This is a genomic window from Gordonia sp. NPDC003429, assembly GCF_053588575.1.
In genome coordinates, this window is sequence record NZ_JBSFQF010000001.1 from 412,680 (window position 1) to 436,580 (window position 23,901).

The 23,901-nt window shown below is 67.8% G+C and carries 22 protein-coding genes; 15 read left to right on the plus strand and 7 right to left on the minus strand.

Annotated features, from left to right (window positions below):
* Positions 1–184: 184 nt before the first annotated feature.
* The 8 genes from sfnG (at position 185) to ACWDSI_RS01980 (ending at position 8,555) form a co-directional block, all read left to right on the plus strand.
* Entirely contained in the window at positions 185–1,309 is a 1,125-nt protein-coding gene (gene sfnG / locus ACWDSI_RS01945; protein ID WP_449755494.1) for a dimethylsulfone monooxygenase SfnG, read from the plus strand.
* 8 nt (positions 1,310–1,317) lie between these two features.
* Positions 1,318–2,592 (plus strand): SfnB family sulfur acquisition oxidoreductase, encoded by a 1,275-nt coding sequence (locus ACWDSI_RS01950; protein ID WP_449755495.1) that lies wholly within the window; start codon positions 1,318–1,320, stop codon positions 2,590–2,592.
* A 93-nt stretch (positions 2,593–2,685) separates the two neighbouring features.
* Positions 2,686–3,555 (plus strand): serine/threonine-protein kinase, encoded by an 870-nt coding sequence (locus tag ACWDSI_RS01955; protein ID WP_449755496.1) that lies wholly within the window; start codon positions 2,686–2,688, stop codon positions 3,553–3,555.
* Positions 3,556–3,571: 16 nt separating this feature from the next.
* Positions 3,572–4,330, plus strand: coding sequence for a hypothetical protein (locus ACWDSI_RS01960; RefSeq protein WP_449755497.1), 759 nt, complete (start codon positions 3,572–3,574; stop codon positions 4,328–4,330).
* Between the two features lie 30 nt (positions 4,331–4,360).
* The gene (locus tag ACWDSI_RS01965; RefSeq protein ID WP_449755696.1) at positions 4,361–5,239 is read left to right on the plus strand and encodes a hypothetical protein; all 879 of its coding nucleotides are present in this window, start codon (positions 4,361–4,363) and stop codon (positions 5,237–5,239) included.
* Between the two features lie 190 nt (positions 5,240–5,429).
* Entirely contained in the window at positions 5,430–6,092 is a 663-nt protein-coding gene (locus ACWDSI_RS01970; protein ID WP_449755498.1) for an N-acetylmuramoyl-L-alanine amidase, read from the plus strand.
* 93 nt (positions 6,093–6,185) lie between these two features.
* Positions 6,186–7,100: a hypothetical protein gene (locus tag ACWDSI_RS01975; protein ID WP_449755499.1), complete on the plus strand. Its 915-nt coding sequence runs from the start codon at positions 6,186–6,188 to the stop codon at positions 7,098–7,100.
* A 69-nt stretch (positions 7,101–7,169) separates the two neighbouring features.
* The gene (locus ACWDSI_RS01980; protein WP_449755500.1) at positions 7,170–8,555 is read left to right on the plus strand and encodes a YibE/F family protein; all 1,386 of its coding nucleotides are present in this window, start codon (positions 7,170–7,172) and stop codon (positions 8,553–8,555) included.
* Here ACWDSI_RS01980 and ACWDSI_RS01985 read toward each other — a convergent pair.
* Positions 8,552–9,943 (minus strand): LLM class flavin-dependent oxidoreductase, encoded by a 1,392-nt coding sequence (locus ACWDSI_RS01985; protein ID WP_449755697.1) that lies wholly within the window; start codon positions 9,941–9,943, stop codon positions 8,552–8,554. The genes ACWDSI_RS01980 and ACWDSI_RS01985 overlap by 4 nt on opposite strands.
* 154 nt (positions 9,944–10,097) lie before the next feature.
* Between ACWDSI_RS01985 and ACWDSI_RS01990 the strand changes: the two genes are divergently transcribed.
* Entirely contained in the window at positions 10,098–10,598 is a 501-nt protein-coding gene (locus ACWDSI_RS01990; RefSeq protein WP_449755501.1) for a mycothiol transferase, read from the plus strand.
* Between the two features lie 16 nt (positions 10,599–10,614).
* Here ACWDSI_RS01990 and ACWDSI_RS01995 read toward each other — a convergent pair whose 3' ends face one another.
* A complete protein-coding gene (locus tag ACWDSI_RS01995) occupies positions 10,615–11,034 on the minus strand; it encodes a DUF6764 family protein (RefSeq protein WP_449748550.1) in 420 nt (139 codons plus the stop codon).
* Between the two features lie 113 nt (positions 11,035–11,147).
* On the minus strand, positions 11,148–13,019 hold the full coding sequence (locus ACWDSI_RS02000) for an amino acid transporter (protein ID WP_449755698.1): 1,872 nt from the start codon (positions 13,017–13,019) through the stop codon (positions 11,148–11,150).
* Positions 13,020–13,406: 387 nt separating this feature from the next.
* Between ACWDSI_RS02000 and ACWDSI_RS02005 the strand changes: the two genes are divergently transcribed.
* The 3 genes from ACWDSI_RS02005 to ACWDSI_RS02015 all read left to right on the plus strand — a co-directional run bounded on the left by ACWDSI_RS02005 (position 13,407) and on the right by ACWDSI_RS02015 (position 15,883).
* Complete coding sequence (locus tag ACWDSI_RS02005; protein WP_449748549.1) at positions 13,407–14,087, plus strand: MspA family porin; 681 nt, start codon at positions 13,407–13,409, stop codon at positions 14,085–14,087.
* 51 nt (positions 14,088–14,138) lie between these two features.
* Positions 14,139–14,828, plus strand: a complete 690-nt coding sequence (locus ACWDSI_RS02010; protein WP_449755502.1) for an MspA family porin — start codon at positions 14,139–14,141, stop codon at positions 14,826–14,828.
* An 89-nt stretch (positions 14,829–14,917) separates the two neighbouring features.
* Positions 14,918–15,883, plus strand: coding sequence for a cation diffusion facilitator family transporter (locus ACWDSI_RS02015; RefSeq protein WP_449748547.1), 966 nt, complete (start codon positions 14,918–14,920; stop codon positions 15,881–15,883).
* Positions 15,884–16,289: 406 nt separating this feature from the next.
* On the opposite strand, the gene ACWDSI_RS02020 is transcribed toward ACWDSI_RS02015, so the two are convergent.
* Positions 16,290–17,078, minus strand: coding sequence for a pirin family protein (locus tag ACWDSI_RS02020; protein ID WP_449755503.1), 789 nt, complete (start codon positions 17,076–17,078; stop codon positions 16,290–16,292).
* A gap of 74 nt (positions 17,079–17,152) precedes the next feature.
* On the opposite strand from ACWDSI_RS02020, the gene ACWDSI_RS02025 reads away from it, so the two are divergent.
* On the plus strand, positions 17,153–18,019 hold the full coding sequence (locus ACWDSI_RS02025) for an alpha/beta hydrolase (RefSeq protein WP_449755504.1): 867 nt from the start codon (positions 17,153–17,155) through the stop codon (positions 18,017–18,019).
* Here ACWDSI_RS02025 and ACWDSI_RS02030 read toward each other — a convergent pair.
* Together ACWDSI_RS02030 and ACWDSI_RS02035 are read right to left on the minus strand one after the other, a co-directional pair.
* Positions 18,000–19,229, minus strand: a complete 1,230-nt coding sequence (locus tag ACWDSI_RS02030; RefSeq protein ID WP_449755505.1) for a class I SAM-dependent methyltransferase — start codon at positions 19,227–19,229, stop codon at positions 18,000–18,002. The genes ACWDSI_RS02025 and ACWDSI_RS02030 overlap by 20 nt on opposite strands.
* An 81-nt stretch (positions 19,230–19,310) precedes the next feature.
* On the minus strand, positions 19,311–20,735 hold the full coding sequence (locus ACWDSI_RS02035) for an aldehyde dehydrogenase family protein (protein ID WP_449755506.1): 1,425 nt from the start codon (positions 20,733–20,735) through the stop codon (positions 19,311–19,313).
* Positions 20,736–20,862: 127 nt separating this feature from the next.
* Here ACWDSI_RS02035 and ACWDSI_RS02040 point away from each other — a divergent pair, with 127 nt between their 5' ends.
* Both ACWDSI_RS02040 and ACWDSI_RS02045 read left to right on the plus strand, forming a co-directional pair.
* Complete coding sequence (locus ACWDSI_RS02040) at positions 20,863–21,183, plus strand: putative quinol monooxygenase (RefSeq protein WP_449755507.1); 321 nt, start codon at positions 20,863–20,865, stop codon at positions 21,181–21,183.
* A 201-nt stretch (positions 21,184–21,384) separates the two neighbouring features.
* The gene (locus tag ACWDSI_RS02045) at positions 21,385–22,266 is read left to right on the plus strand and encodes a hypothetical protein (protein ID WP_449755508.1); all 882 of its coding nucleotides are present in this window, start codon (positions 21,385–21,387) and stop codon (positions 22,264–22,266) included.
* 69 nt (positions 22,267–22,335) lie between these two features.
* Here ACWDSI_RS02045 and ACWDSI_RS02050 read toward each other — a convergent pair whose 3' ends face one another.
* Entirely contained in the window at positions 22,336–23,877 is a 1,542-nt protein-coding gene (locus ACWDSI_RS02050) for a phospholipase C (protein ID WP_449755509.1), read from the minus strand.
* Positions 23,878–23,901 lie beyond the last annotated feature (24 nt).

Genomic DNA, 23,901 nt, shown 5'->3' on the forward strand with positions numbered 1-23,901 from the left:
GCGTGCCCACATCCGCGTCGAGCGTGCCCACATCCGGGTTGAGCGTGCCCACATCCGCGGCGGTTGAATTCAGCGCGATTCCAACGGTGTCTGCGATGCGCGGGTCGGGTGAGACTGGCGGACGCCGCTGCGCGGGTGTCAACCCGGGTCCGGCCATCACGCACGTCCGATCGTCAGGAGTTCCGTGTCCACCGAGAAAATCGCCGACCAGATCGACTTCGCCTACTGGGTACCCAACGTCTCCGGTGGCCTCGTCACGAGCACGATCGAGCAGCGCACGAGCTGGGATTACGACTACAACGTGAAGCTGGCCCGCACGGCGGAGAGCAACGGGTTCTCCTATGCGCTCTCGCAGGTTCGCTACGAAGCCAGCTATGGTGCCGAATACCAGCACGAGTCAACGAGTTTCAGCTTGGCTCTGCTGCTGGCCACCGAACGGCTCAAGGTGATCGCCGCCGTTCATCCCGGGCTCTGGCATCCCGCGGTGCTGGCCAAACTCGGTGCCACCGCCGACCATCTGTCCAACGGTCGCTTCGCGATCAACGTCGTGAGCGGCTGGTTCAAGGACGAATTCACCCACCTCGGTGAACCCTGGCTCGAACATGACGAACGCTACCGTCGCAGCGCCGAATTCCTCGAGGTGATCCGCAAGATCTGGACCGAGGACGACGTGGATTTCCGTGGCGACTTCTATCGCATCCACGATTTCACCCTCAAGCCCAAGCCCCTGAACACCCCGGCACGCCCCAATCCCGAACTCTTCCAAGGAGGTAACTCCACCGCGGCGCGCTCCAACGGCGGCCGGTATGCCGACTGGTACTTCTCCAACGGCAAGGATTTCGACGGGGTCACCGAACAACTCGACGATCTGCGCGCGGTGGCGCGGGCGCACGACCGTGAGGTGCGCTTCGGCCTCAACGGCTTCTTCATCGTCCGCGACACCGAGGCCGAGGCCCGCGACACCCTCCGGGAGATCGTCGAGAAGGCCAATCGTCCTGCGGTGGAGGGTTTTCGGGACGCCGTGCAGCAGGCGGGCAACGCGACCGGCGACAAGCGTGGCATGTGGGCCGACTCCAGCTTCGAGGATCTGGTGCAGTACAACGACGGTTTCCGCACCCAACTCATCGGAACACCCGAGCAGGTGGCCGAGCGCATCGTCGCCTACAAGCGTCTCGGGGTGGACCTCATCCTCGGTGGCTTCCTGCACTTCCAGGAGGAGATCGAGTACTTCGGCAGTCGCGTGCTCCCGCTCGTGCGTGAGATCGAGGCCGCCGAGATCGCAGCAGCGGATCGGCCGGTCCGGGTATAACTGTGACCGTGACACGTGAGGACACGGAGAAACTCGACGCGCCGCTCGTTCCGGTCCTCTCCGTTCAGCACGCCGTCGCCGCGGCGCGTGAGCTCGCGGGCCGGTTCGCCGAGGACGCCGCCGAGCGCGACCGTGATCGCCTGCTGCCCTACCCTCAGCTCGATGCGTTGTCGGCGAGCGGATTGCTCGCGATCTCGGTGCCCAGGCATCACGGCGGCGCCGACCTACCGCCGAGCGCGGTGGCCGAGGTGACCCGCCTTCTGGCGACGGCCGATCCGAACATCGCGCAGATCCCGCACAGCCACTTCGTCTACCTCAATCTGCTGCGGCTGGCCGCGTCCGATGATCTCGCCGCCCGCATGTTCGCGGGGGTGATGCGAGGCGGCCGGATTGCCAATGCGCAGTCCGAGCGTGGCGGAGCGACCGTTCGTGACATCGCCACCACGCTCACCCCTGCCGGTGGGCGGTTCGTGCTCGACGGCGAGAAGTTCTACGCGACCGGATCGCTGTTCGCGCACACCCTGGCCGTGCTGGCCCGTCTCGACGCCCCCGCGTCCGGGTTGGTGTCGGGCGAGTACGTGGCGTTCGTGCCGGCCGACGGCGACGGGATCCGCATCATCGACGACTGGAATGGCCTCGGCCAGCGGACCACCGGATCGGGAACCGTGCGGTTCACCCAGGTAGTTGTCGAGGCCACCGACCTGGTGTCCCGCGCGCCCGCGGTGGCGCGACCCACCGGCTACGGCGCCTACGCGCAGCTTCTGCACGTGGCGATCGACGCCGGGATCGCTCGCGGCGCGTTGGAGGCGGCGGCGGAGTTCGTGCGGACCCGGTCGCGCCCGTGGTTCGAGGCCGGTGTCGCTCGCGCCGATCAGGACCCGTTGACCGTGCAGCGTTTCGGCGAACTAGGGGTGCAGGTGGCGACGGCCGAGGCCACCTTGGAAGCCGCGGGGCGAGCCGTCGACCGTGCCGTCGCGGCGGTGGACGGCGACGCCGGGAACGGGACGCCGGACGACACCACCGGCGGGGCGGCCGATGCGGTGGCCGAGGCGTCGATCGCGGTGGCCGTGGCCAAGGCGGTGGCCGACACGGCGGCCACGTCGGTGAGTGCCGCGTTGTTCGAGGTCTCCGGTACCCGCAGCGCCGGCGCCGATCTGGTGCTCGACAGGTTCTGGCGCAATGCCCGCACCCATACGCTGCACGACCCGGTCCGCTGGAAGTACCAGCACATCGGCCGATGGGTGTTGCGCGGCGAGAAGCCACCGGTGCACGGGGTCATCTGATCGAACGAACTCCGGTGGCGCAAATCCCTGGGGCAGCCGGTCATATCCCCTCGGGGTGGCCGCGGCGTCGGAGGGCGCCGATATGCTCGGTCCATGTCGGGTAGCCGGGTGAACAGCCAGTTCGGTCCCTACCGTCTCGACGAGTTGTTGGGACGCGGGGGGATGGGCGAGGTGTACCGCGCGTACGACACCGTCAAGGATCGCGAGGTGGCGCTCAAGCTGCTCAATCCCGGCCTGGCCGACGACGCGGTCTACCAGGAGCGTTTCCGCCGGGAGTCGCATGCGGCCGCGCGTCTCGGCGAGCCACATGTGATCCCGATCCACGACTGGGGCGAGATCGACGGGGTGCTCTACATCGACATGCGGCTCGTGTCCGGAGTGGATCTGCGGGCGGTGTTGCGTGCCGAGGATGAGCTCTCGCCCGAACGCGCGGTGGGGATCATCGAGCAGGTCGCGTCGGCGCTCGACGCCGCGCACGCCGACGGCCTCGTTCACCGCGACATCAAACCGGAGAACATTCTGGTGGCGCGGAACGACTTCGCCTATCTCGTCGACTTCGGCATCGCCCACGACGCGGAAGACACCCACCTCACCCAGGCCGGTACCGCCATCGGGTCCATCGCGTACATGGCGCCCGAATTGTTCGACGCGGTGCCGGTGAGTGCGGCCAGCGACATCTATGCGCTCACCTGTGTCCTCTACGAATGCCTCACCGGCAGTGTGCCGCATCCGTCGGACACCGTGAGTTCGGCCATCAAGGCCGCGGTGATGGCACCCGCCCCGCGTCCCAGCACGGTGAACTCCGACGTCCCGGCGTCTTTGGATGCGGTGATCCGACGCGGACTCGATGCCGACCCGTCGCGGCGATACCGCACCGCCAGCGAGTTGGCCGCGGCCGCGCGGCGTGCGCTCGCTCGCCCCGGGTGCGGCCGGCGAGGAAGAAGTGTTCGCCGAAAACGGTGACGACACGACCCACGTCGTGACCGCGCCGCCGACGGTGATCGGCGCCCTGCCCGACGACGAGGCGGCCCGCGCCACGCAGATTCGCCCCACCCCGGTACCGCCCACCCCGATACCCCCCAGCCCGATGCCCCCCGGCCCGATGACTCCGGGAACGCTGAATTACTCGGGGCCCCAGAATTACTCGGGGCCCCAGAACTATTCGGGACCCCAGAACTATTCGGGACCCCAGAACTATTCGGGACCCCAGAACTATTCACAACCGCAGAACTATGCACAACAGCCGTTCGATCAACCGCGTCCGGGGCCCGTCGTCTACCCTCCCGCGTACCAGTCGGGGTATGCGCCGCGCCGCGACCGATCGCTGACCGTGCCGCTGATCGGGGTGATCGCTGTCGCACTGGTGGGGCTGGTGATCCTGGGGGCGTACTGGCTGCTGTCGGGCAGCGGCTCGGATGGCAAGTCCGCGGCGCCTTCCTCGCCGCGGGTGGTGACGCAGTACGTGCAGCCCGAACCGTCCAGCGCCCGGCCCGCCCCCACACCCCCGCCGGGAGCCAGTCCGTGCGACGCGACCGTCGCCACCGGAACCGCGGTCACGAGTTGCCCGTTCGCGCAGGCGGTGCGCGACGAGTACCTGCGCACCGGCACCAAGGGCGAGGCGCGCACGATCAACGCCTTCAGTCCGGTGACCGGTCTGAGTTACTCCATGTCGTGCGCTCCCGAGGGTGGCATCGTCACCTGCCGCGGCGGCGACAACGCCGTCGTGTACATCTACTGAAACGGGGTCGACGACGTGTCGAGGCGCGTGATGTTCGCTGCGGGTGTCGCAGCGATGCTGCTGATGACCGCGGGTTGCGCCACCGGTGGTTCGGATTCGGCGGCGGTGTCACCGGTGACGGTCACCGTGACCGGGACTTCTCCGAGCCCCGCCTCGCCGTCCTCGCCGGTGTCGGCGCCCCCGTCCGGAGCGGGTGCCGCCCTCGCGCCGGGATTCGCGGCTGTTGCCGCCGGCACCGGTCTGACCGTTGGGATCGCCATCGCTCCTGTCGGACGGAATGCGGCCGCACCGATCGTGCTCGGCGACCGCACCCCGCGGGTGGCATGGTCGACGATCAAGGTGCCCCTGGCCGTCGCAGCCGAGCGCGCGAACGGGCCGTCGGCCGCGGAGACCAACGCAATCGTCAACTCCGACAACGCCTCCGCGGAGCAGCTGTGGTCCTCACTCGGGTCCGACGCCGAGGCGGCGCAGCGGGTCACCGCTGTGCTGCGCGAGGGCGGCGACACCCGCACCCGGGTCCCGGCCGAGCATCTGCGTGCCGGGTTCACGATCTTCGGGCAGACGGTGTGGACGCTGCCCGCCGCCGCGACCTTCACCGCGCACCTTCCGTGCATGCCGACCACCGCGCACGTGATCTCGCTGATGGGCGAGGTGGCGGGCAACCAGCAGTGGGGGGTCGAGGCGATGCGACTGCCGCGGTCGACGGCCGTGAAGGGCGGCTGGGGTCCCGGTGTGGACGGCGGTTACCTTGTGCGCCAGATCGGTCTGATCACCTACCGGGACGGTGCGAAGACGGCGGTGGCGATGAGCGCGGTCGGCGGGTCGATGTCGGCGGGAATCGCGGCACTCGACGCCGTCGGCACCTGGCTCGACAAGAACCTCGCAACGCTGCCCCGCGGCTCCTGCTGACATGACGCGCGTCGGGCGGCCGGGACGCACGTGGCGCGCGCCCTCTCTTGTCCAGGCGGCCTGTCTCTTTCTCACCGGTTGTCTTGTGCCGGCCGGGTGCGCGGCCACGTCCGAACCAACCAGTTCCACCCCGTCGTCGCGGGCGGCCCCGAGCGCCTCGTCCGCGATCCCCGAGTGCGCCAGGATCACCGTGGCGCTCGACCCCGGACACAATCCCGTCGTCGTCGACGGTTTCGACCCGGTCACCGGGGCGTCGATGCGCGACTATCCCAACGGTGCCGAGGACGGGGACGTCTTCGCCGTCGCGATGCGGGTACGGCGTGAACTGGAGGGCAGCCGATATCGGGTGGTGCTGCTGAAGACATCGGTCGGCGAGAGTGTCACCTATCGGGAGCGGGTCGACCGTGCCGCGGCCGCAGGCGCGCGCCTGGGGATCAGCATTCACACCAGCCCGGGAGTCAACGCGGTGTTCGAACAGCGTGTGGACCTGTACCGCGCGGGACCCGACGCCACCGGTGCCACGCAGCGGGTGACGTTCACCAACGCCGCCACCGCCGCGGCGAGCCACCGATACGCCACCGCCATCGCCAGTTCCCGCAGCGTGTCACAGCGGGTGCCCGTGGTGGTCACCGACAACGACTTCGGCGGGCGCGCACCCCTGTGGTCTGGCAACATCCCGGTGATCGCGCTCATCTCCGACGCCGTGCCGTGGGTCTACAACGAGGCGGGAACCGCCACCGCCGGCGGTTCGACCGCGTTGCCGCCTGCTTTTCTGACGGCCTACGCCGACGGGATCGTCGACGGGGTGCGCTCGGCGCTGCCCGTCGACGCGCACGGATGCGCGACGCGTTGATCGCGAATGGTGACCTATCCGTGACGGATCAGCACTCGCCGGTGACCACCGCACCGGCATAGTCTTGTGACTCATGTTGCTGAAGGGGTTCATGTGATTACGAAGCGGTTCACCCCGACGGTCGTCGCCGCGCTGGTCTGTGCGGTGATCGTCGGTGCCCTTGCCGGTGTCGCGGGCACGGCGCAGGCCGCGCCGCCGCCGTTTCGCCTGCCTCCGCTTCCCGAGCCGCTGGCCACCTGGCTTCGGCCGCCCGTCCCGCCCGCGCAGAAACTGGCCACCAGCTACGCCGCATTCGAGAAGTCGCTGCGCAAGACCAATCCCGGTCAGGTCGGCGTCGCCCTGGTTCCCGTCGGCACGGATAGCCCCCTCCTCTTCGGGACGCTGCGCACCGGCCGCGCGTGGTCGACCCTCAAGGTGCCCGTCGCGCTGGCCGCCGAGCGTCGTAATGGCCCGTCGATAGCCACCCAGGAGAACAAGGCGATCACCTTCTCCGACAATGACGCCGCCAGTGCCCTGTGGGGGTCGCTCGGCGGTGGTCGGTCGTCGGTCGATGCGGTGACGAAGGTACTGCGGGAGGGGCATGACGTGCGCACCCACGTGCGCTCCGAACTCGACACCCCACCAACTTTCCCCGGCGACACCCAGTGGGCGCTGGCCGACCAGGCGGTCTTCGGCGCGCACCTGCCCTGCATGCCGAAGAGCGACAACATCATTCGGCTGATGAGCGCCGTCGCACCCAATCAGCAGTGGGGGATTGCGCGCATCGCCCGGCATCGGGAGGCCGTCACCGCGGTCAAGGGAGGTTGGGGTCCGGCCACCGATGCGTCGCCGGCATATCTGGTGCGGCAGCTGGGGATCATCTCGACGTCGGGCGGGCAGGTGGCGGTGTCGATGGCCGCCCGGCCACGCAGCGGCAGGTTCGAGGACGGAACCGCGATGCTCACCAAGGTGGGGGATTGGCTGGGCCGGAACTTCTCGTCGATCCCGGCCGGTCGGTGTCTGCCCTGAGATGTGTGTGCTCTGAGAGGTGTGTGCGCTGACATGTGCGCGCGGTGACATGCCGCCTATGGTGACCGGGTGAGTAACGACAACCGGCCGTCCCGCGGTCACGTCGGCCATTCGCACTCCGTGTCGCACCTGCCGGTCGACCTCTCCCCGGTGGCGAAGCGCTTCGTGATCGTCACCCTCGCGCTGGCGGGTCTGGCCGTGGTGATCGGCATGGTGGTGCTGTGGCCGGCGGGCGGCAGCCACCCCATCCCGAACCAGTTCCGCGCCGCCGACGGCGGACCTCTCCAGACCCAGAAAGGGCAGGTCACCGACCAGACCCGGGGACAATGCCTCAACCCGCTCGGCGGCACGGTCCAGGAATCACCCGACTTCGGGGTGTCACCGCAGGCCAACGGCCCGTGCATCGAGAGCGTGGTACGGATCGACTCGGGCAGCGACTCGGGCAAGTACACGCTGCTGGAGGTGCCCACCAATCGTGCGCAGTCGGGTACCGGGCCGGACTCGGTGGCGCCCGACCCGTCGACCCTGGACCGGCCGCAGGCGGGCCAGCCCGACCTGCGCACCGGTGACCGGATCCGGATGGGCACCGTACCCGGCCCCGACGGCGCGCCTCGCTACACCTTCTTCGACTTCCAGCGTGTGGTCCCGACGATCATCTGGGGTCTGCTGTTTGTCGGCGCGGTGGTGCTGGTGGCGGCGTGGCGAGGCCTGCGTTCGATCATCGGTCTCGTGTTCGCCTTCGCCGTCCTCGGTGTGTTCACGCTGCCCGCGATTCTCGACGGCGAGTCACCGGTGGCGGTGGCGGTGGTGTCCTCGGCCCTGATCTTGTTCGTCGTCCTCTACCTCGCACACGGGGTGAGCCTGCGTACCAGCAGCGCGTTGCTGGGGACGCTGAGTTCGCTGGTGCTCGCCGGGGTGTTGAGCTGGCTGGCCATCATGACCATGCACCTCACCGGGCTCTCCGGTGACCAGACCACCAATCTGCAGGTCTACTCCGGCAGCATCTCGATCAGCGGACTGTTGTTGGCCGGCTTCATCATCGGCACGCTCGGCGTGCTCAACGACGTCACCATCACGCAGGCGTCGGCCGCGTTCGAACTGGCTGCGGCGGGCGAACCGACACGATTGGCGACGTTTCGTGCCGCGATGCGGGTGGGTCGTGACCATATCGCCAGCACGGTCTACACGCTGGTGTTCGCCTATGCGGGTAGTGCGTTACCACTTTTGTTGTTGTTCTCGGTGGCGCAACAGCCTTTTGGTTCGTTGCTCACCACCGACGCGGTGGCGGTGGAACTCGCCCGGTCGTTCGTCGGCGGTATCGCCATCGCCCTGTCGGTGCCGCTGACCACCCTCATCGCCGCAGCTCTGGCGCGTCCGGCAGGCGAGAACGCATCGCCACACCCCGATCCTCCCGCCGCGCCCACAGGCAGGCACGCGCTCCCGGAGAACTCCTAGGCGCGATCGGCCACGAGTACGTCCCGAATCGAATCGTCGATGGTGGAGCCGGGTCCGCCCACCCGGAACGACGCGCCGCGGTGGTTGTCCGGCAGCAGGTCGCCGCGACCGAACAGCTTGTGCCGCAACGTTCCCGGCACGTAGTCGCGCTCATAGGCGCCGCGTCGTTCCAGTGCGGGCACCACGTGGGTGATGACGTCGGCAAAGCTGCCCGGCGTTACCGCGTAGGCCAGGTTGAAACCGTCGACGTCGGTGTCGGCCACCCAGCTCTGCAGGGCCTCGGCCACCTCGTCGCCGGAGCCGATCAGGACCGGACCCATACCGCCGATCCCGCCCCAGGCGGCGATGTCGCGCACCCGCCATTCCGCGCCGGTGTCGCGGGCTTGCGCGAACGCGGCCACCGCGGACTGGATCGCGTTGCTGTGCACGTTGCCGATCGGTTCGTCGAGGTCGTAGGAAGCGAGGTCGATGCCCATCCAGCCGGACATGAACACCAGCGATCCCTCGTCACTCGCGAACGCCTGGTATTCCTGCGCCTTCGCGTGCGCGGCCTCGGACGTGGAATCGGTGATGATGGTGAGCAGGGTGTAGATGCGCGCATCGTAGGGGCCGCGGCCGGCGGCGACGAGTTCGTCGCGGATCTTGGCGACGATGTCACGCAGGATCGCCTTGGTGGGTGCGCCGACGAAGATGGCTTCGGCGTTCTCGGCCGCGAAGCGGCGTCCGCGTGCGGACGCTCCCGCCTGATAGATCACCGGTGACCCCTGCGGCGACGGCTCGGCGAGGTGGATGCCGGGCACCGTGAAATGTGTGCCGCGATGCCCGATGTGGTGGACCTTCTCGGGGTCGGCGAAGACCCCGGCGGTCCGGTCGCGACGCACCGCGTCGCGCTCCCAGGAACCCTCCCACAGCTTGAAGAGCACCGTCAGGTACTCGTCGGCGTGGTCATAGCGACTGTCGTGTTCGAGTTGGTCGTCGGAACCGAGGTTGCGTGCGGCCGACGGCAGGTAGCCGGTGACCACGTTCCAGCCGATGCGGCCCTTGGTCAGGTGATCGAGCGTCGAGAGCCTGCGGGCGAACGGATAGGGGTGCTCGAAGCCCGTCCCGGTGGTGATGCCGAAGCCCAGATGCTCGGTGGCGTGCGCCATCGCCGACACCAGCAGCAACGGATCATTCACCGGGATCTGAGCCCCCTGACGGATGGCGGCCTCGTCGGTTCCGGCGTACACGTCGTAGGTGCCGAGGACATCGGCGATGAACAGGCCGTCGAAGCCCCCGGTCTCCAGCAGGGTGGCCAACTGCACCCAGTAATCGAGGGTGTTGTAATCCCACGACCGGTCCTCGGGATGGCGCCACAGCCCGGGGGACTGGTGCGCAACGCAATTCATGTCAAAGGCGTTGAAACGGATCTGGCGCGCGGGCGGCGCGGGGGCTGGAACATGAGGCGCGGGGTCGAGTGCGGACACCACGACATGGTGCGAGCGACCCGCGGCGTTGGCCAGGTTTCTGCGCGCGGCGCGTCAAAGGCGTACCAATGAGCCTATGAGAGCCTCAGACATCCTCATCGACGGATTCGGACGTATCGGCGACGGCGTGCACGGTGTGCTGGACGGGATCAGTGAGGAGCGGCTGGGCGCGCACGTGAGTCCGGACGCCAACTCGATCGCCTGGCTGATCTGGCATCTGACGCGTGTCCAGGACGCGCAGATCGCCGATGTCGCCGGCACCGACGAGGTCTGGGTTCGCGACGGATGGTTCGACAGTTTTGCCCTGCCGTTCGCCCCGTCGGCCTCGGGATACGGGCAATCACCCGACGAGGCGCGCCGCGTGGTGGCCGAACCCGAGCAACTTCTCGGGTATCACGACGCCACCCACGCGGCGACCCTGGAGTATCTCGGCACGCTCGGTGACGATGATCTCGATCGGATCATCGACGAGAGGTGGGACCCGCCGGTGACCCTCGGGGTGCGGCTGGTGAGCATTCTCGACGATGATGCCAAGCACCTCGGTCAGGCCGAATACATTCGCGGACTTGACCTTTGAGGGGTGCAGGAACCACTCACGGGTGATAGCAGCCCTTGAGGGTCTGGAAGTCGCCGGCGAACGACTGGCCGCCGGCGCAGGTGGGACCGTTCTTGCCGTCGATGGTGACGGTGGCCCCCGGGCCGGCGATGCCGATGGACAGGCCGGGCTTGATGCCGGTTGCGTTCACGGTTGCGTTGGGGCCCAGGGCAATTGCGGCAGGACCGGAATAGTTGTCGGCGGCTGATGTGGCCTTGCCGCCGTTGTCGGAGATCGCGAGACTGAGGCCGGTGGGGCCGGAAGTTGCTGAGCAGTCGGCCTTTACGGCGCTCTGGCCGGGTAGGGCGGGACAAAGCGACGGTGCCGCGGAGGCGTCGGCCGCACCCGCGAACGCGATCGCTCCTGCGCCGGCACCGGCGATGACGAAACCGACTGTGAGACGGGCTACATTCCGCATGAAAGCTCCTCGTGTGTCTGTGATGGACGGACACCTGCGATTCGGAGTGACTGCCGAACCGGATGGGAATCAGCCGGAATTGAGGTGAGCGGCCTGCTCAGCCGTCTGTGGGCTCAGCCCACGTGGACGACAGGTCTGCGGTCGATCTCCGGCTCGGCGCGGCGCACCACCTCACGCGTGACGGCGGCCACCTCGCCCTCGCCGATGAACAGGAAGCGGAGCAGGTTCACGAGCGGATTCGCCTCGCTCCATTCGAAATACACGTTGGGCACGGTGTCGGTCCAATCCCGGATCGCCAGCAGGGTGGCCGCGATCGTGTTGGGCACGGCAGCCGAATCGACCCACAGGATCCGATATCCGCCTTCGCGATAGCGACCGCGAATCACCAGATCGGTTCGGAATTCGGAGGAATCGGTGACGTTCACCTCGAGGAAGACGATTTCGTCGGCGTCAGGGATGTGACTCTCCGCACGCTGCTGCAGCTCCTTGTCGTGATACTCGTGCAGCGAGCGCACATCGGGGTCATGCGTCACGATCTGGATCTCACCGGACCCGGCCGCCTCGTCGATGATGCGTTGCGCCGTCTCGTCGAAGGTGATCGATCCGCTGCGCAACTCGAAGGAGCGATTGATCCGCGACGCGAACGACACGATCAGTATCGCCGCGATGAAGAAGGCGGCAACCTGCACGCCCTCGGGACGTTCGATGATGTTGGCGACGGTGGTGTAGACGAAGATCGCGGAGATGGTGGCGAAGCCGATCGTCGAGACTGTGCGCCGACGTTTACGCACCGACAGTGTCACCGCGATCGACGCCGATGTCATCAACACCAACACGCCGGTCGCGTACGCACCGCCCTGCTTGTCGACGCTCGCATCGAAGTAGAAGGTGACGGCGAACGCAATGAGTGCGAAGACGAGCACCAGAGGCCGGGTTGCGCGAGCCCAGTCGGGCGCCATCCCGTATCGCGGCAGGTACCGCGGCACCAGATTGAGCAGGCCGGCCATCGCCGACGCGCCCGCGAACCACAGGATCAAAATCGTGCTGATGTCGTAGACGGTGCCGAATCCGCTGCCGAGGTACTCGTGCGCCAGATACGCCAGCGCCCGGCCGTTGGCGCTCCCGCCCGGCTGGAACTCGGGTTCGGGGATGAGAATCGTGCACACCAGACTGCTGGTGATCAGGAAGATGCTCATCGTCACCGCGGAGGTGGTCAGCAGTCGCTTGGCGCCGCGGATGCGTGCCCGCGGGACGCCCGGCGGGTCGTCGGGTGAGTCGTCGATCTGCGGCATCACCGCCACGCCGGTCTCGAACCCGGACAGGCCCAGCGCCAGCTTCGGAAAGACCAGCAGTGCCACCGCGATCATCATCCACGGACTACCGTGCTCGGCGACCATCGCCTGGCGCCAGTCGACCACCAGGTGTGGCGCGGTGGCGACGTGCACCAGCGCGTCGACGATCACCACCGCATTGAGCGAGAGGTACACGAACACCAGGCCCACGGCGATCGTGATCGCCTCGGTGAACCCGCGTAGGAACACCGCGGCCAGCAACGCCAGCAGGATGAGCGTGATCGTCACCGGATAGTTCGAGAAGCCGTGGGGGATCAGCGGATTCTCGACGAAGTGGGCCGTCGCGTCGGCGGCCGAGAGCGTCATCGTGATGAGGAAGTCGGTGGCGGCGAACCCGAGTAGGACCAGGACGAAGATCTTGCCGCCCCACTTGGGCAACAGACGCTCGAGCATGGCGATGGAACCCTCGCCGTTGGGCGACTTGCCGGCGACGTAGCGGTACACCGGAAGCGCACCGAAGAGCGTGAGGGCGATGAGGACGATCGTGGCCAAGGGTGCGATCGCGCCGGCCGCGAGCGCGGCGATACCGGGCTGGTATCCGAGGGTTGAGAAGTAGTCGACGCCGGTCAGGCACATCACTTTCCACCAGGAGTGGGTGTGTGTCTCCTCGCTGGGCACGCGGTGCGGCCCCATCATGCCCGCGGGCTCCGGGGTGATATCGGCCAGGAACCACTGCCGCAGGCCGTGTGACGTGACGTCGGAACTCACCCGGATGACACTAGTCCGCGGTGCCGGTGATCCGCGCGCGATGCCCGCGATGGACCGCTGGTGACGAGCGGGTGACCCCACTGTGCCGGATTTGTCCGGGATCGCTGTCGTAAATTTCGGATGAATCTGACAAACGTTCCAGGGCAACGGATTTCAAGGTAACGATTTGGTCTAGACGACATCTCGGCGACGTCGCCGAGTCACCTTCCGTTGGCCGTCATCTCAGTACAGTTCGCGCGGAGTTGCCGCAGTGGCGACCACCGGCGTCGCGCTCGGCCCGGCGTCGAGCTTGCGAACATCTGAGGGGAACACATGAGGACCAAACAGTCACGGCTTCGGCGCGGCGCCATCGGCGCGCTGGCCGTCGGTGCCGCTGCGAGTGCCGTGGGCGTGGCCGCGGCACCTGCACACGCGGACGCATTTGTGCGTCTGCCCAACGGCGCCGCCACCGGTGCCGGGCTCACGCTCACCCGGACGGGCGAATCGGCACAGATCTCGCCGTCCCTGGCCGCCAACGGACTCGGCCGCACGGCGTGGGTGAGCGCGAACATCACGCTCAACGCGCCCGGGCTGAAGGCGTCACCGGCCGGTCCGAACAACGGCCCGCTCGGTGAGTCGGGCGCACCCGGCACCGGCGGCACCTCGACCGACGGTGCGGCCGCGACCCTCTCGGTGGGATACATCGTGGGTTGCCAGGTGAATGTCAACAACTTCAGCGTCGGCCTGACCGGAGGCTTCGACGCGACCAAGCCGGGATTCACCGGAACGGGCTCGTTGTCCATTCCGATCACGCCGGGACAGGTGGCGTTCGCGCAGATCGACTACAAGGACATCGAGAAACCCGGCAAGTACTTCTTCGACTACAGCCGGGTGCAGTTGCAGTTGCAGAACTGCGCCGGATACGCGCAGGCGCGTTCGTACGTGACGGTCGAGACCACCGGCAGCGACCACCAGAAGGTCAACCTGTACGGCCAGCCCTTCTCCATCGGCTGAGTCTCCACACCCGCATTCCACTACTCGGCCACACGACCACTCGAGGAAAAGATGAACATCAGCTTGAAACGACTCGCCACCATCGGCGGGCCGGCGGCCTTCGCCACCGTTGCCGCCCTGATGGCACCCGCTATCGCACACGCCGACGTCCATGTGGCACTCCCGTCCCAGACGGGTCGGCAGACCATGGGCGACGGCACCGTGGTGACCCTGACCCGCAGCGGGGAGACCGCCAACATCAACCCGTCGCTGGGCGGAACGCCGTTGCACCGCAACGCGTGGGTGTCGGCACAGTACGCGGTCAACACCAGCAAGGACGCCAAGAAGATCAAGATCCAGGCCGGATACATCGTCGGCTGTCAGGTGAACATCGGCGGTGTCACCGGCGCCGGTTCGGGAGGCGGCCTGCAGAAGACGACCTCGGCGACCGATCTGCAACCGACCGGCAACCCGCTGCCGATCGTCAGCGGCGGCGGAACCTTCACCATCGGTCCCGGCCAGGCGGTCAACTACTACATCAACGACGTCGAGAGCGCCGACGACTACGGTAACCAGAAGCACAGCAACAAGGTGACCTTCAAGGGCACCAACCACGCCAAGCTGGGTTACACCAACGAGACGATGATGGTGAACGGTTGCGCGGGTTATGCGCAGGCGCGCTCGTTCGCCAACGTTTACGTCGTCACCAGCAACGCCGAGCAGGTACTCTCCTTCTACGGCCAACCCTTCAGCCTCGGATAACTCCCTCTCGCCCGAGACTGAATCCACATCGCGCGGCGCGCCTTCGGCTGGGTGCGCCGCGCGATGCTGTGCCGTGAGACGATCGGCTGATGGCTGACGATCAGGTGAGCGCTCCGATCAACGATCAGGAGTCGATGCTCACCGTCGTCATCGCCTTCACGATGAACGTTCTCGTGGCGATCGCCAAGACGGTGGCGGCCGGGATCACCGGATCGGCGTCGATGGTTGCGGAATCGGCGCATTCGTGGGCCGATGCGGGCAACGAGGTGTTCCTCCTCGTCGCCGAACGCCGCGGTGGACGCGGACGCGATCGGGATCATCCGTTCGGCCACGGCCGGGAAACCTACATCTGGTCGATGTTCGCGGCGTTCGGGTTGTTCGCCGTCGGCGCGGCGGTCTCGGTGATGCACGGCATCACCTCGCTGCGCAACCCCGAACCCGACGCCGACTACCTCGTCGGCTACATCGTGCTCGCGATCTCCGCGCTACTCGAGGGCGTGTCCTTTCTGCAATCGGTGCGTCAGGCCAACGCGGGTGGACATCGGCTGTCGATGCATCCGCTGCGGTTCGTCAGCCGCACCTCCAACACCACGCTGCGGGCGGTGTTCGCCGAGGACGCCGCCGCGCTCATCGGTCTGGCCATCGCCGCCACCGGCATGGCGCTGCACGAGATCACGGGGTCGGCGGCCTACGACGCGGTCGGCTCCATTTTGGTGGGCCTGCTCCTCGGTGTGATCGCGATATTCCTGATCAAACGCAACAGCGAGTTCCTGCTGGGGCAGCCCGCCATGCCGGGTACGCGGAACATGTTGTTGCACCGGCTGCTGGAGTTGCCGGACATCGATCGGGTCACCTATCTGCACGTCGAGTACGTCGGCCCGATGGAGTATTACCTGGTGGCGGCAGTCGACATCACCGGTGACCTCGCCGAACACGCGGTGGCCGCGCGGCTGCGGGGCATCGAGGCCCGCATCGAGCAGCATGATGCGATCGTCGAGTGCGTGCTCACCCTGTCCACCGCCGACGAACCGTCGCTGGTGCCCGAACCGCTGTAGATCGTTCGGCCCCACTCAACTGCGGGGTCGAGCGTGCCCACTTCCGGGTTGAGCGTGTCCACTTTCGGGTTGAGCGTGCCCACTTCCGGGTTGAGCGTGCCCGCTTCGGGGTTGAGCGTGCCCGCTTCGGGGTTGAGCGTGTCCACTTCCGGGTTGAGCATGTCCACTTCCGGGTTGAGCGTGCCCAGATCCGGGTTGAGCGTGTCCGGTGGGGTGGTTTCGACAAGCTCAACCAGCGGACTGAGGGCTCGACCGGCGGGTGGGGTGCTCGAACAGCGGGTGGGGTGGTTTCGACAAGCTCAACCAGCGAGGTGGGCGCTCGACCGACGGGTGGGGTGGTTTCGACAAGCTCAACCAGCGGGTGGGCGCTCGACCGGCGGGTGGCCGGGGTGGGCACGCTCGACGGTCAGCTGGGGGCGTCGTCGAAGCCGGTGTGCATCTCCCAGAACAGGATCTCCGCGGACCGTCCGGTGACCGCGAGCATCTCCGGACCGTCCGTGGTGCGCAACGCATCACCCTCGTGCAGGGTGATCGGCCGGGTGGGATTGTCAACCGGCGTCACTGTCAGATCGCCCTTCACCACGTACAGGTGGCCGTAGCGTGCCGACGGAATGGTCACCGGACGCATCGGGCGCAGCCGTGCGGCGTGCAGGGCCACGTAACCGTTGGCGATGTCGAGTGCGGCCGCGTCGGCGTCCCGTTGCAGCCCCGACACCACCGTGATCAGGTCGCCGTCGGCGAGGGCGTCGGTGACGTCGGTCTCGGCGTAGCCGGGTGCCACGCCCGCGTATTCGGGCGCGATCCACATCTGCACCACGCGCAGTCGCTGGTTGGCCACTCGGGTGGACGCGTTGCGTTCGGAATGGGTGATCCCGGTTCCGGCCGACATCCGCTGCACCACGCCGGGCACCAGCACGCCGGAGTTGCCGGCCGAATCCTTGTGGTGCAGTGCGCCTTCCACCACCCAGGTGACGATCTCGGCGTCCTGGTGGCGGTGGGTGTCGAAACCGCTGCCGGCATCCACGAGATCGTCGTTGTGCACCAGCAGGAGGCCGTGCGCGTTGCGGGCGAGATCGAAATTGCCGGTCGCCGGAAACGACTGCCGCGACTCGATCGACTCGTCGTTCCAGTGGTGCCGCTCTTTGGCACGGATGACGGTCGATGATCCCGCGGCGCGGACGTTGGTGGTGCTCATGTACACGGCCAACGGGCGCCGGGAGTGCACTATTCCGCGCCTGCGCTGCCCACCCGGTGGGCATAATGACTGATATGGCAGACACCGACAACGATGACGGCATGATCTCCGAGGAACGCAGCTTTCGGGGGGCGCTGGGGGAGACAGTGGTCTACGACCTGCTGCGTCCCGCACAGCCCCGTGCGGTGGTGGTGATCGCGCACGGTCTCGGTGAGCACGGCGCGCGGTATGAGGAGCTGGCCCGGCAACTGGTGGCCGCCGGTTACATCGTCGCCGTCCCCGACCACGTCGGGCACGGAAGGTCGGGAGGAAAGCGCTTGCGTATCAAGCATTTCCGTGACTTCACCGACGACCTGCACACCGTGATCACGCAGGCGAGCGTCGACTCGCTGCCGACATTCCTGCTCGGACACAGCATGGGCGGCGAGATCGCACTCGACTACGCACTCGACCATCAGGACATGCTCGACGGACTGATCCTGTCCGGGGCGGCGGTGATGCCCGGCGACGACATGCCCGCACCGGTGATCGCCGTCTCACAAGTGCTGGGCAAGGTGGCCCCGTGGCTGCCGACCATCGCCCTGGATTCGGGTGCCATCTCCCGTGACCCCGACGTGGTGGCCCGCTACGAATCCGATCCGCTGGTCACCCGCTCACGCATCCCGGCGCGGCTGGGTGCGGAGATGCTCTCCACGATGAAGAGCTTCCCCGACCGGCTCGGCGCGCTGCAGATTCCGGTGCTCGTGATGCACGGCTCCGACGACCGGCTCACCAACCCGGCGGGTAGTGAGATGGTGGAACGCCTCGCCGGCTCGGCCGACAAGACCCTCATCATCTACGACGACCTCTATCACGAGATCTTCAACGAACCCGAGCGCGACCTGGTGATCGGTGCGGTGCTGACGTGGCTGTCCGAACACGTCACGGCCGCGTCGCAGTGATCTGCTCGACACCCAACCGACCGTCACGGAACGCCATCCGGCCACCCACGAGGTAGAGCCGCCATACCCGCGCCACCTCGTCGCCGACGAGGTCCACCGCGCGGGCCCAGTTCTTCTCGAACGTGTCGTACCAGACGTCCACCGTGCGGACGTAGTGTTCGGCCATCTCCTGCACGTCGGTCACCTCGAGACCGGCGTCGCGCAGGTAGGCCACCGTCGCCTCGACCGGGCGCATGTACATGTCCGGCGCGATGAACGACTCGATGAACGGACCCCCGCCGGGATGCTTACCCGCGGGCCGGGACATCTGCTGGATGCACACGCGGCCCCCGGGTTTCACCATGTCGTGCAACACGCGGGCATACACGCCGTAATTGCGTTCTCCCACATGCTCTCCCATTTCGATCGAGGCGACCGCGTCGAACGGGGGATCGGGGATCTCGCGATAATCCTGCACCCGGATCTCGACGCGGTCGCCGAGTCCGCGCTCGGCGATCCGCGCGTCGATGAAGGCCTTCTGCTCCTGCGAGATCGTCACCCCGACCACGCGCGCGTCGTACTGCTGCGCGGCGAACAGCGACAGCGACCCCCACCCGCAACCGATGTCGAGAAAGCGCTGACCCGGCGCCGCATCGAGCCCCACCTTGCGGCACACCAGGTCGAGCTTGTCGGCCTGCGCGTCGGCGAGCCCGTACTCGGGGTCGTCGGAGGTCCACAAGGCGCTCGAGTAGGCCATGTGCTCGTCGAGGATCAGCGCGTAGAAGTCGTTCGACAGGTCGTAGTGGTGGCTGATGGCGGCACGGTCGCGCGCCCGCGAATGCAGTCGCCCGCGCACCTGGGCCTGTGCGGCCGGTGCGGGCAGTGGCGCGCCCACCAGACGGTACCGGATGGCCAGACGGGCGATGTCCCAGAACACCCGGGGAGTGATACGAGGGCCGGTCAGGCGTCGGTCGTGGGCCACCTGCCACACGTGGGTGAGAGCGTCGTCGAGGTCGTCGGTCACGTCGAGCTCGCCGGTCACATACGCCTGTGCGGCACCGAGTTCCCCCGGATGCCACAGCAGCCGACGCAGCGCGTCGCGGCTGTAGAGCACCACATGCGGTGCGTCGTGCGGACCCGCAGTGCTGCCGTCCCAGGCAGTCAGGTGGACGGGTATCTCACCGCCGGTCTGGCGGGCGATCACATCGGCGAGTTCGGTGGCGACGGTCATCGGCGATCTCCTCGGTGCGTGGGCGTCACCAATGTCTTCGCTCGCCGCGTCCCTCCGGATGGGTCGGTCCGGCGGCCGGAATCATGCGTTGAATCCCAGCAGCGACTTGACCTCGAGGAACTCGTCGAACGCGTAATCGCTCCATTCGCGGCCGTTGCCGCTCTGCTTGTAGCCGCCGAACGGCGCCGACGGGTCGAGCGGGGCACCGTTGAGGGAAATGGAACCGGCGCGGATGCGGGCACCCACCCGTTGGACCTCGTCGGCGTCGGTACCCGACACGTAGCCCGCGAGTCCGTAGTCGGTGTCGTTGGCGATCGCGACGGCGTCGTCGATGTCGTCGTATCCGATGATGACCAGCACCGGACCGAACACCTCCGTGCGGGCGATCTCCATGTCGTTGGTGACGCCGGTGAACACGGTGGGCCGCACGTAGAAGCCGGTGGGCAGGTCGTCGGGCCGGCCGGGCCCGCCGAACACCGGGGTGGCGCCGTCGTCGATGGCTCGCTGGATGAGCCCCTGGATCTTCTCGAACTGTTGCTCGGACACCACCGGACCGAGCCGCACCGAACCCGTCGGATCGCCGACGGTGAGCTTGGCCTGCACCGAACCGGCGGCCTCGGCCGCCTCGTGCAGACGTGCGGACGGGACGAGCATGCGGGTGGGGGCGTTGCACGACTGGCCCGAGTTCACCATCACCGACATCACCCCGGCGGCGACATTCGACGCCAGGTCGTCGTCGTCGAGGATGATGTTGGGGCTCTTGCCGCCGAGTTCCTGGGCCACCCGCTTCACCGTGGGCGCTGCGGCCCGCGCCACCTCGATACCGGCGCGGGTGCTGCCGGTGAACGAGATCAGGTCGATGCCCGGATGCGCCGCCAATGCCGCGCCCACCCCGGGCCCGTCGCCGTTGACGAGGTTGAACACGCCGGCGGGCACTCCGGCCGCGTCCATGATCTCGGCGATGATCGCCGCGCTGAACGGGGCGATCTCCGACGGCTTGAGCACCATCGTGCAGCCGGTGGCCAAGGCGGGCGCGACCTTGCACATCACCTGATTGAGCGGCCAGTTCCACGGGGTGATGAAGCCGCACACGCCAATCGGTTCCTTCACGATCCGCGAGGTGCCGCGGTCCTCGGCGAAGCGGTATGCGGGCAGCGCGGCGGCCGCGGCCATCAGATGGCCGAGCCCGATCGGCACCTGCGCCCGTGTGGACAGCACCGTCGGGGCACCCATCTCCTCGGTCACCGCGGCCGCGAGGTCGTCGGCGCGTGCGCGGTACTCGGCGACCAACGCCTCGAGGACGGCCACACGTTCGTCGACGCCGGTCTGCCCCCAGGTGCCGAAGGCGCGGCGTGCCGCGTCGACGGCGGCATCGACGTCGGCGGCGGTACCGAGCGCCACATGTCCGGCGGCCTTCTCGGTGGCGGGATTGATGACGTCGACGACGTTCAGGTCCGATGGCTCCACCCACCGGCCGTCGATGTAGAAACGAGTGACCTCACGCATGGCGACCTCCTGGTTGTGAACCGCGTTACCCCTCGACGCTAGTCGGGGTCGGCCCGTGTGTGCATCGGTCTCAATTCGAGACGGGGCCGTGGTTCCGATGTCGCTGTGCGCCACCTACGGTGGATTCATGATCCACATCGTGGCGTTATGGCAGATCAAACCCGAATACGCCGACACCTGGCCCCAACTCGTCGCCGATTTCACCGAGGCGACCCGCGCCGAGCCGGGCAACAAGTGGTTCGAGTGGTCGCGCAGCCTGTCCGACCCCAACGAGTACGTGCTGATCGAGGCCTTCGACGACGACGCCGCCGAAGCCCACGTGACCAGCGCCCACTTCACCACCGCGACCACCGACCTGCCGCAGTATCTGCAGGCCACCCCGCGGATCATCAACACCACGATCGACGCCGACGGGTGGTCGGAGCTCGGTGAGATGTCGGTCGACTGACCGATCCACCGCGTCGTTCCGGGTAGGTGAAAGTCCGGTCCGGACAACGTTTCCGAATCCCTGAACTGTCGGTTCGCTGCACCCTTGTGTGCGCGACCGGCACACACAGTGCTGCCGTATTGAGATTGCCGTGCGGATGCACCACCCGCATTCCGTGGTCGTCCCTGGGTTCCTCCAGCCTTCCGAAAGGACATCAATCTCATGAGCACGGCTTCATATGCTTCGACGCCGACCGTGTGCGTCGGCGCACAAGGTGGCGCACGCGCTGTCTCGGGTCGCGTCACACGCGCCGGCGTCACCGCGGCACTGATGGGTGCGGCGGCCGCGACCAGTTTCGCGCTGGTCGCCCCGTCCGCGACGGCGGCGGGCGTCGCTCCGGCGCTGGCGCCCTTGGCCGCAGTCACCGAGTTCGCGCCGAAGGTCGCGGCACCGGTGAGTCTGGCCGACAACATCGTCACCATTCCGTCCGCGGGCCCCTCGATCGGTGAGTTCGGGCGGCACGACGTGGCCACGTCCCAGCAGATCGGTACCTCGACGGCGGTGGGTGCCGGCGTCGGTGCGGTGATCGGCTTCGGAATCGGTGTGGCGGCAGCGCCGTTCGCCGGCGCCATCGCCGTCGCCGTGGTTCCGGCCATCGGCACGGTGGTCTGCTCGCTCGGGTCGGCCGCAGCCACTGTCGTCCCGGTGATCGGGACCATCGGGACGCTCGTCCCCTGCGCAGCTGTCGCCGCCCTGGCCACCACCATCGCCTTCCCGGTGACCGCGATCGCCACCCCGCTCGTCGGTGCCGCCATTGGTGCCGCGATCGGTGCGGGTGTCGGCGCGGGCGTGGGTAGCACCTACGCCGACGCCACCGTTCCGACGCCGGTGCAGGCATCGGCTCCGCTCCCGACGCTGCCTGCGCCGGTCGCCGATCTGGCACAGAACGTGGCCGCACCGGTGCAGCAGGCCGTCACGCCGCTGGAGAACGACCCGACGGTGCGCAACATCCGCCTGGGCGTCGATCGGGCGGTCGCGACCAACCCGCAGTTGAGTCAGATTGCCGCGACGGCGCACTCGCTGCTGCCGTCGCTGGTCCCCTGACGTTCACCCGAGCACACACGACGAGCCCCGCCGAGAAGTCCGGCGGCGCTCGTTGTGTGACGGGACGGCTCAGACGATGCCGCTGGGTGCACGCCGAGTGCCCGGCTGCTGGCGCGGCATCCGGTTCGGCGGCACCGGATAAGGGGCTCCGTAGCCGGCGGTGCCGGCCGCGATGTTGGGGCCGCACTGCACAAGTGCGTTCTGCGCCTTCGGATTCGGGTCGCCGAGGCGTGGGCGGGCCGAGTCGGGTCGATGGGCGAAATCGAACACCGACGTCATGTCGCCGACCGTGCGTCGTCGCCACGGCGTCAGGTTGGGCACGTCCACGCCGAAGCGCTCCTCGATCAGCCGCAGCTGGGAGGTGTGGTCGAAGGTGTCGGTGGCCACCAGCCCGCCCCGGCTGTACGGCGAGATCACGAAACAGGGCACGCGGTAGCCCAGGCCGATCGGACCGCGGATACCCTTCGACGACGCCACCGCGTTGATGTTCGGCACGCTGACGAACTCGCCCTTGGTGCCCGGCGGCGGGGTCGGCGGGACGACGTGGTCGAAGAAGCCGCCGTTCTCGTCGTAGCTGATGATCAGCGCGGTCTTCTCCCACACCGCCGGATTGGAGGTGAGGATGTCGATGAGCTGCACGATGCCCACCGCGCCGAGCGCCGCCGGCAGGGCCGGATGCTCGCACTCCATCGCCGGGGGCACCACCCACGACACCTTGGGCAGCCGGTTGGCCGCGACGTCGGCCTGGAAATCGCTGGGGTAGGTGGGTGCGATACCCCGTCGGGCCAGCTCGGAATTGGGGTTTTCGGCCTGTTTGAAGCAGCCCATCATGCCGTCGAGCACCACCGACGACACCGGCCCGAGATCCTTGTTGTTGTAGATCTTCCAGCTCACCCCGGCATCGCGGAGATTCTCGGGCATGGTGCGCCAGCTGTAGGCGAACTTGGGAATCAGGGTCGGCGTCTCGAGCAGCGGACCGCCGTGGGTGCCGTCGGGATCGAGGGTGGCGCTCATCCAGTACAGCCGGTTGGGGTCGGTGGGTCCGAGCACCGAGCAGTGGTAGTCGTCGCAGATCGTGAACGCCTCGGCGAGCGTGCGGTGGATCGGGATGTCCTCGCGCTCGTAGTAGCCCATCAGCGCGGGTGCGTTCGCCGGACCCACCGAGTCGATCGACATCGGCAGCCAGCCGTCGTTGCGGCCGTGGTTCCACGCCTTGTGCAGGCCCGCCCACGAATGGTCGGGATCGTTGATGCACTCGCCGTCGAGGTTGGCGTCATTGGTGGTGTCGAGCCGGAACGGCATGGTGTACCCGGATTTGGTGGGTCCCACGCCCGGCGCCCAGCCGTACTGCCGCCACAGCGGAGTGTTCTCGCCGAATCCGCGGACCCCGGAATAGGTGCCGAAGTAGTGATCGAAGGACCGGTTCTCCTGCATGAACAGCACGATGTGCTCGATGTCGTGCAGCGAGCCGGTGCCCATCGGGTCGGCCTGGGCGTAGGCCTTGTCGATGATCGGTCCGGCCCACGAGGCGAGCAGCGCGCCGCCGCCCACCGCCGTCACCCGCGAGAGGAATTCGCGGCGGCTCAGACCACCGAAAGGCTCGTTCGACACGTGTACTCCGATGCTCAGGTGGCT

Coding starts and splice junctions, on each gene's coding strand:
- ACWDSI_RS01955 (WP_449755496.1), top strand. CDS start 2,686: ATGTCGGGTAGCCGGGTGAACAGCCAGTTCGGTCCCTACCGTCTCGAC.
- ACWDSI_RS02015 (WP_449748547.1), top strand. CDS start 14,918: ATGGCTGACGATCAGGTGAGCGCTCCGATCAACGATCAGGAGTCGATG.
- ACWDSI_RS02035 (WP_449755506.1), bottom strand. CDS start 20,735: ATGCGTGAGGTCACTCGTTTCTACATCGACGGCCGGTGGGTGGAGCCA.
- ACWDSI_RS02005 (WP_449748549.1), top strand. CDS start 13,407: ATGAGGACCAAACAGTCACGGCTTCGGCGCGGCGCCATCGGCGCGCTG.
- ACWDSI_RS01995 (WP_449748550.1), bottom strand. CDS start 11,034: ATGCGGAATGTAGCCCGTCTCACAGTCGGTTTCGTCATCGCCGGTGCC.
- ACWDSI_RS01985 (WP_449755697.1), bottom strand. CDS start 9,943: ATGAATTGCGTTGCGCACCAGTCCCCCGGGCTGTGGCGCCATCCCGAG.
- ACWDSI_RS02045 (WP_449755508.1), top strand. CDS start 21,385: ATGAGCACGGCTTCATATGCTTCGACGCCGACCGTGTGCGTCGGCGCA.
- ACWDSI_RS01990 (WP_449755501.1), top strand. CDS start 10,098: ATGAGAGCCTCAGACATCCTCATCGACGGATTCGGACGTATCGGCGAC.
- ACWDSI_RS02010 (WP_449755502.1), top strand. CDS start 14,139: ATGAACATCAGCTTGAAACGACTCGCCACCATCGGCGGGCCGGCGGCC.
- ACWDSI_RS02020 (WP_449755503.1), bottom strand. CDS start 17,078: ATGAGCACCACCAACGTCCGCGCCGCGGGATCATCGACCGTCATCCGT.
- ACWDSI_RS01965 (WP_449755696.1), top strand. CDS start 4,361: ATGTTCGCTGCGGGTGTCGCAGCGATGCTGCTGATGACCGCGGGTTGC.
- ACWDSI_RS02040 (WP_449755507.1), top strand. CDS start 20,863: ATGATCCACATCGTGGCGTTATGGCAGATCAAACCCGAATACGCCGAC.
- ACWDSI_RS02025 (WP_449755504.1), top strand. CDS start 17,153: ATGGCAGACACCGACAACGATGACGGCATGATCTCCGAGGAACGCAGC.
- ACWDSI_RS02030 (WP_449755505.1), bottom strand. CDS start 19,229: ATGACCGTCGCCACCGAACTCGCCGATGTGATCGCCCGCCAGACCGGC.
- ACWDSI_RS02000 (WP_449755698.1), bottom strand. CDS start 13,019: ATGGGGCCGCACCGCGTGCCCAGCGAGGAGACACACACCCACTCCTGG.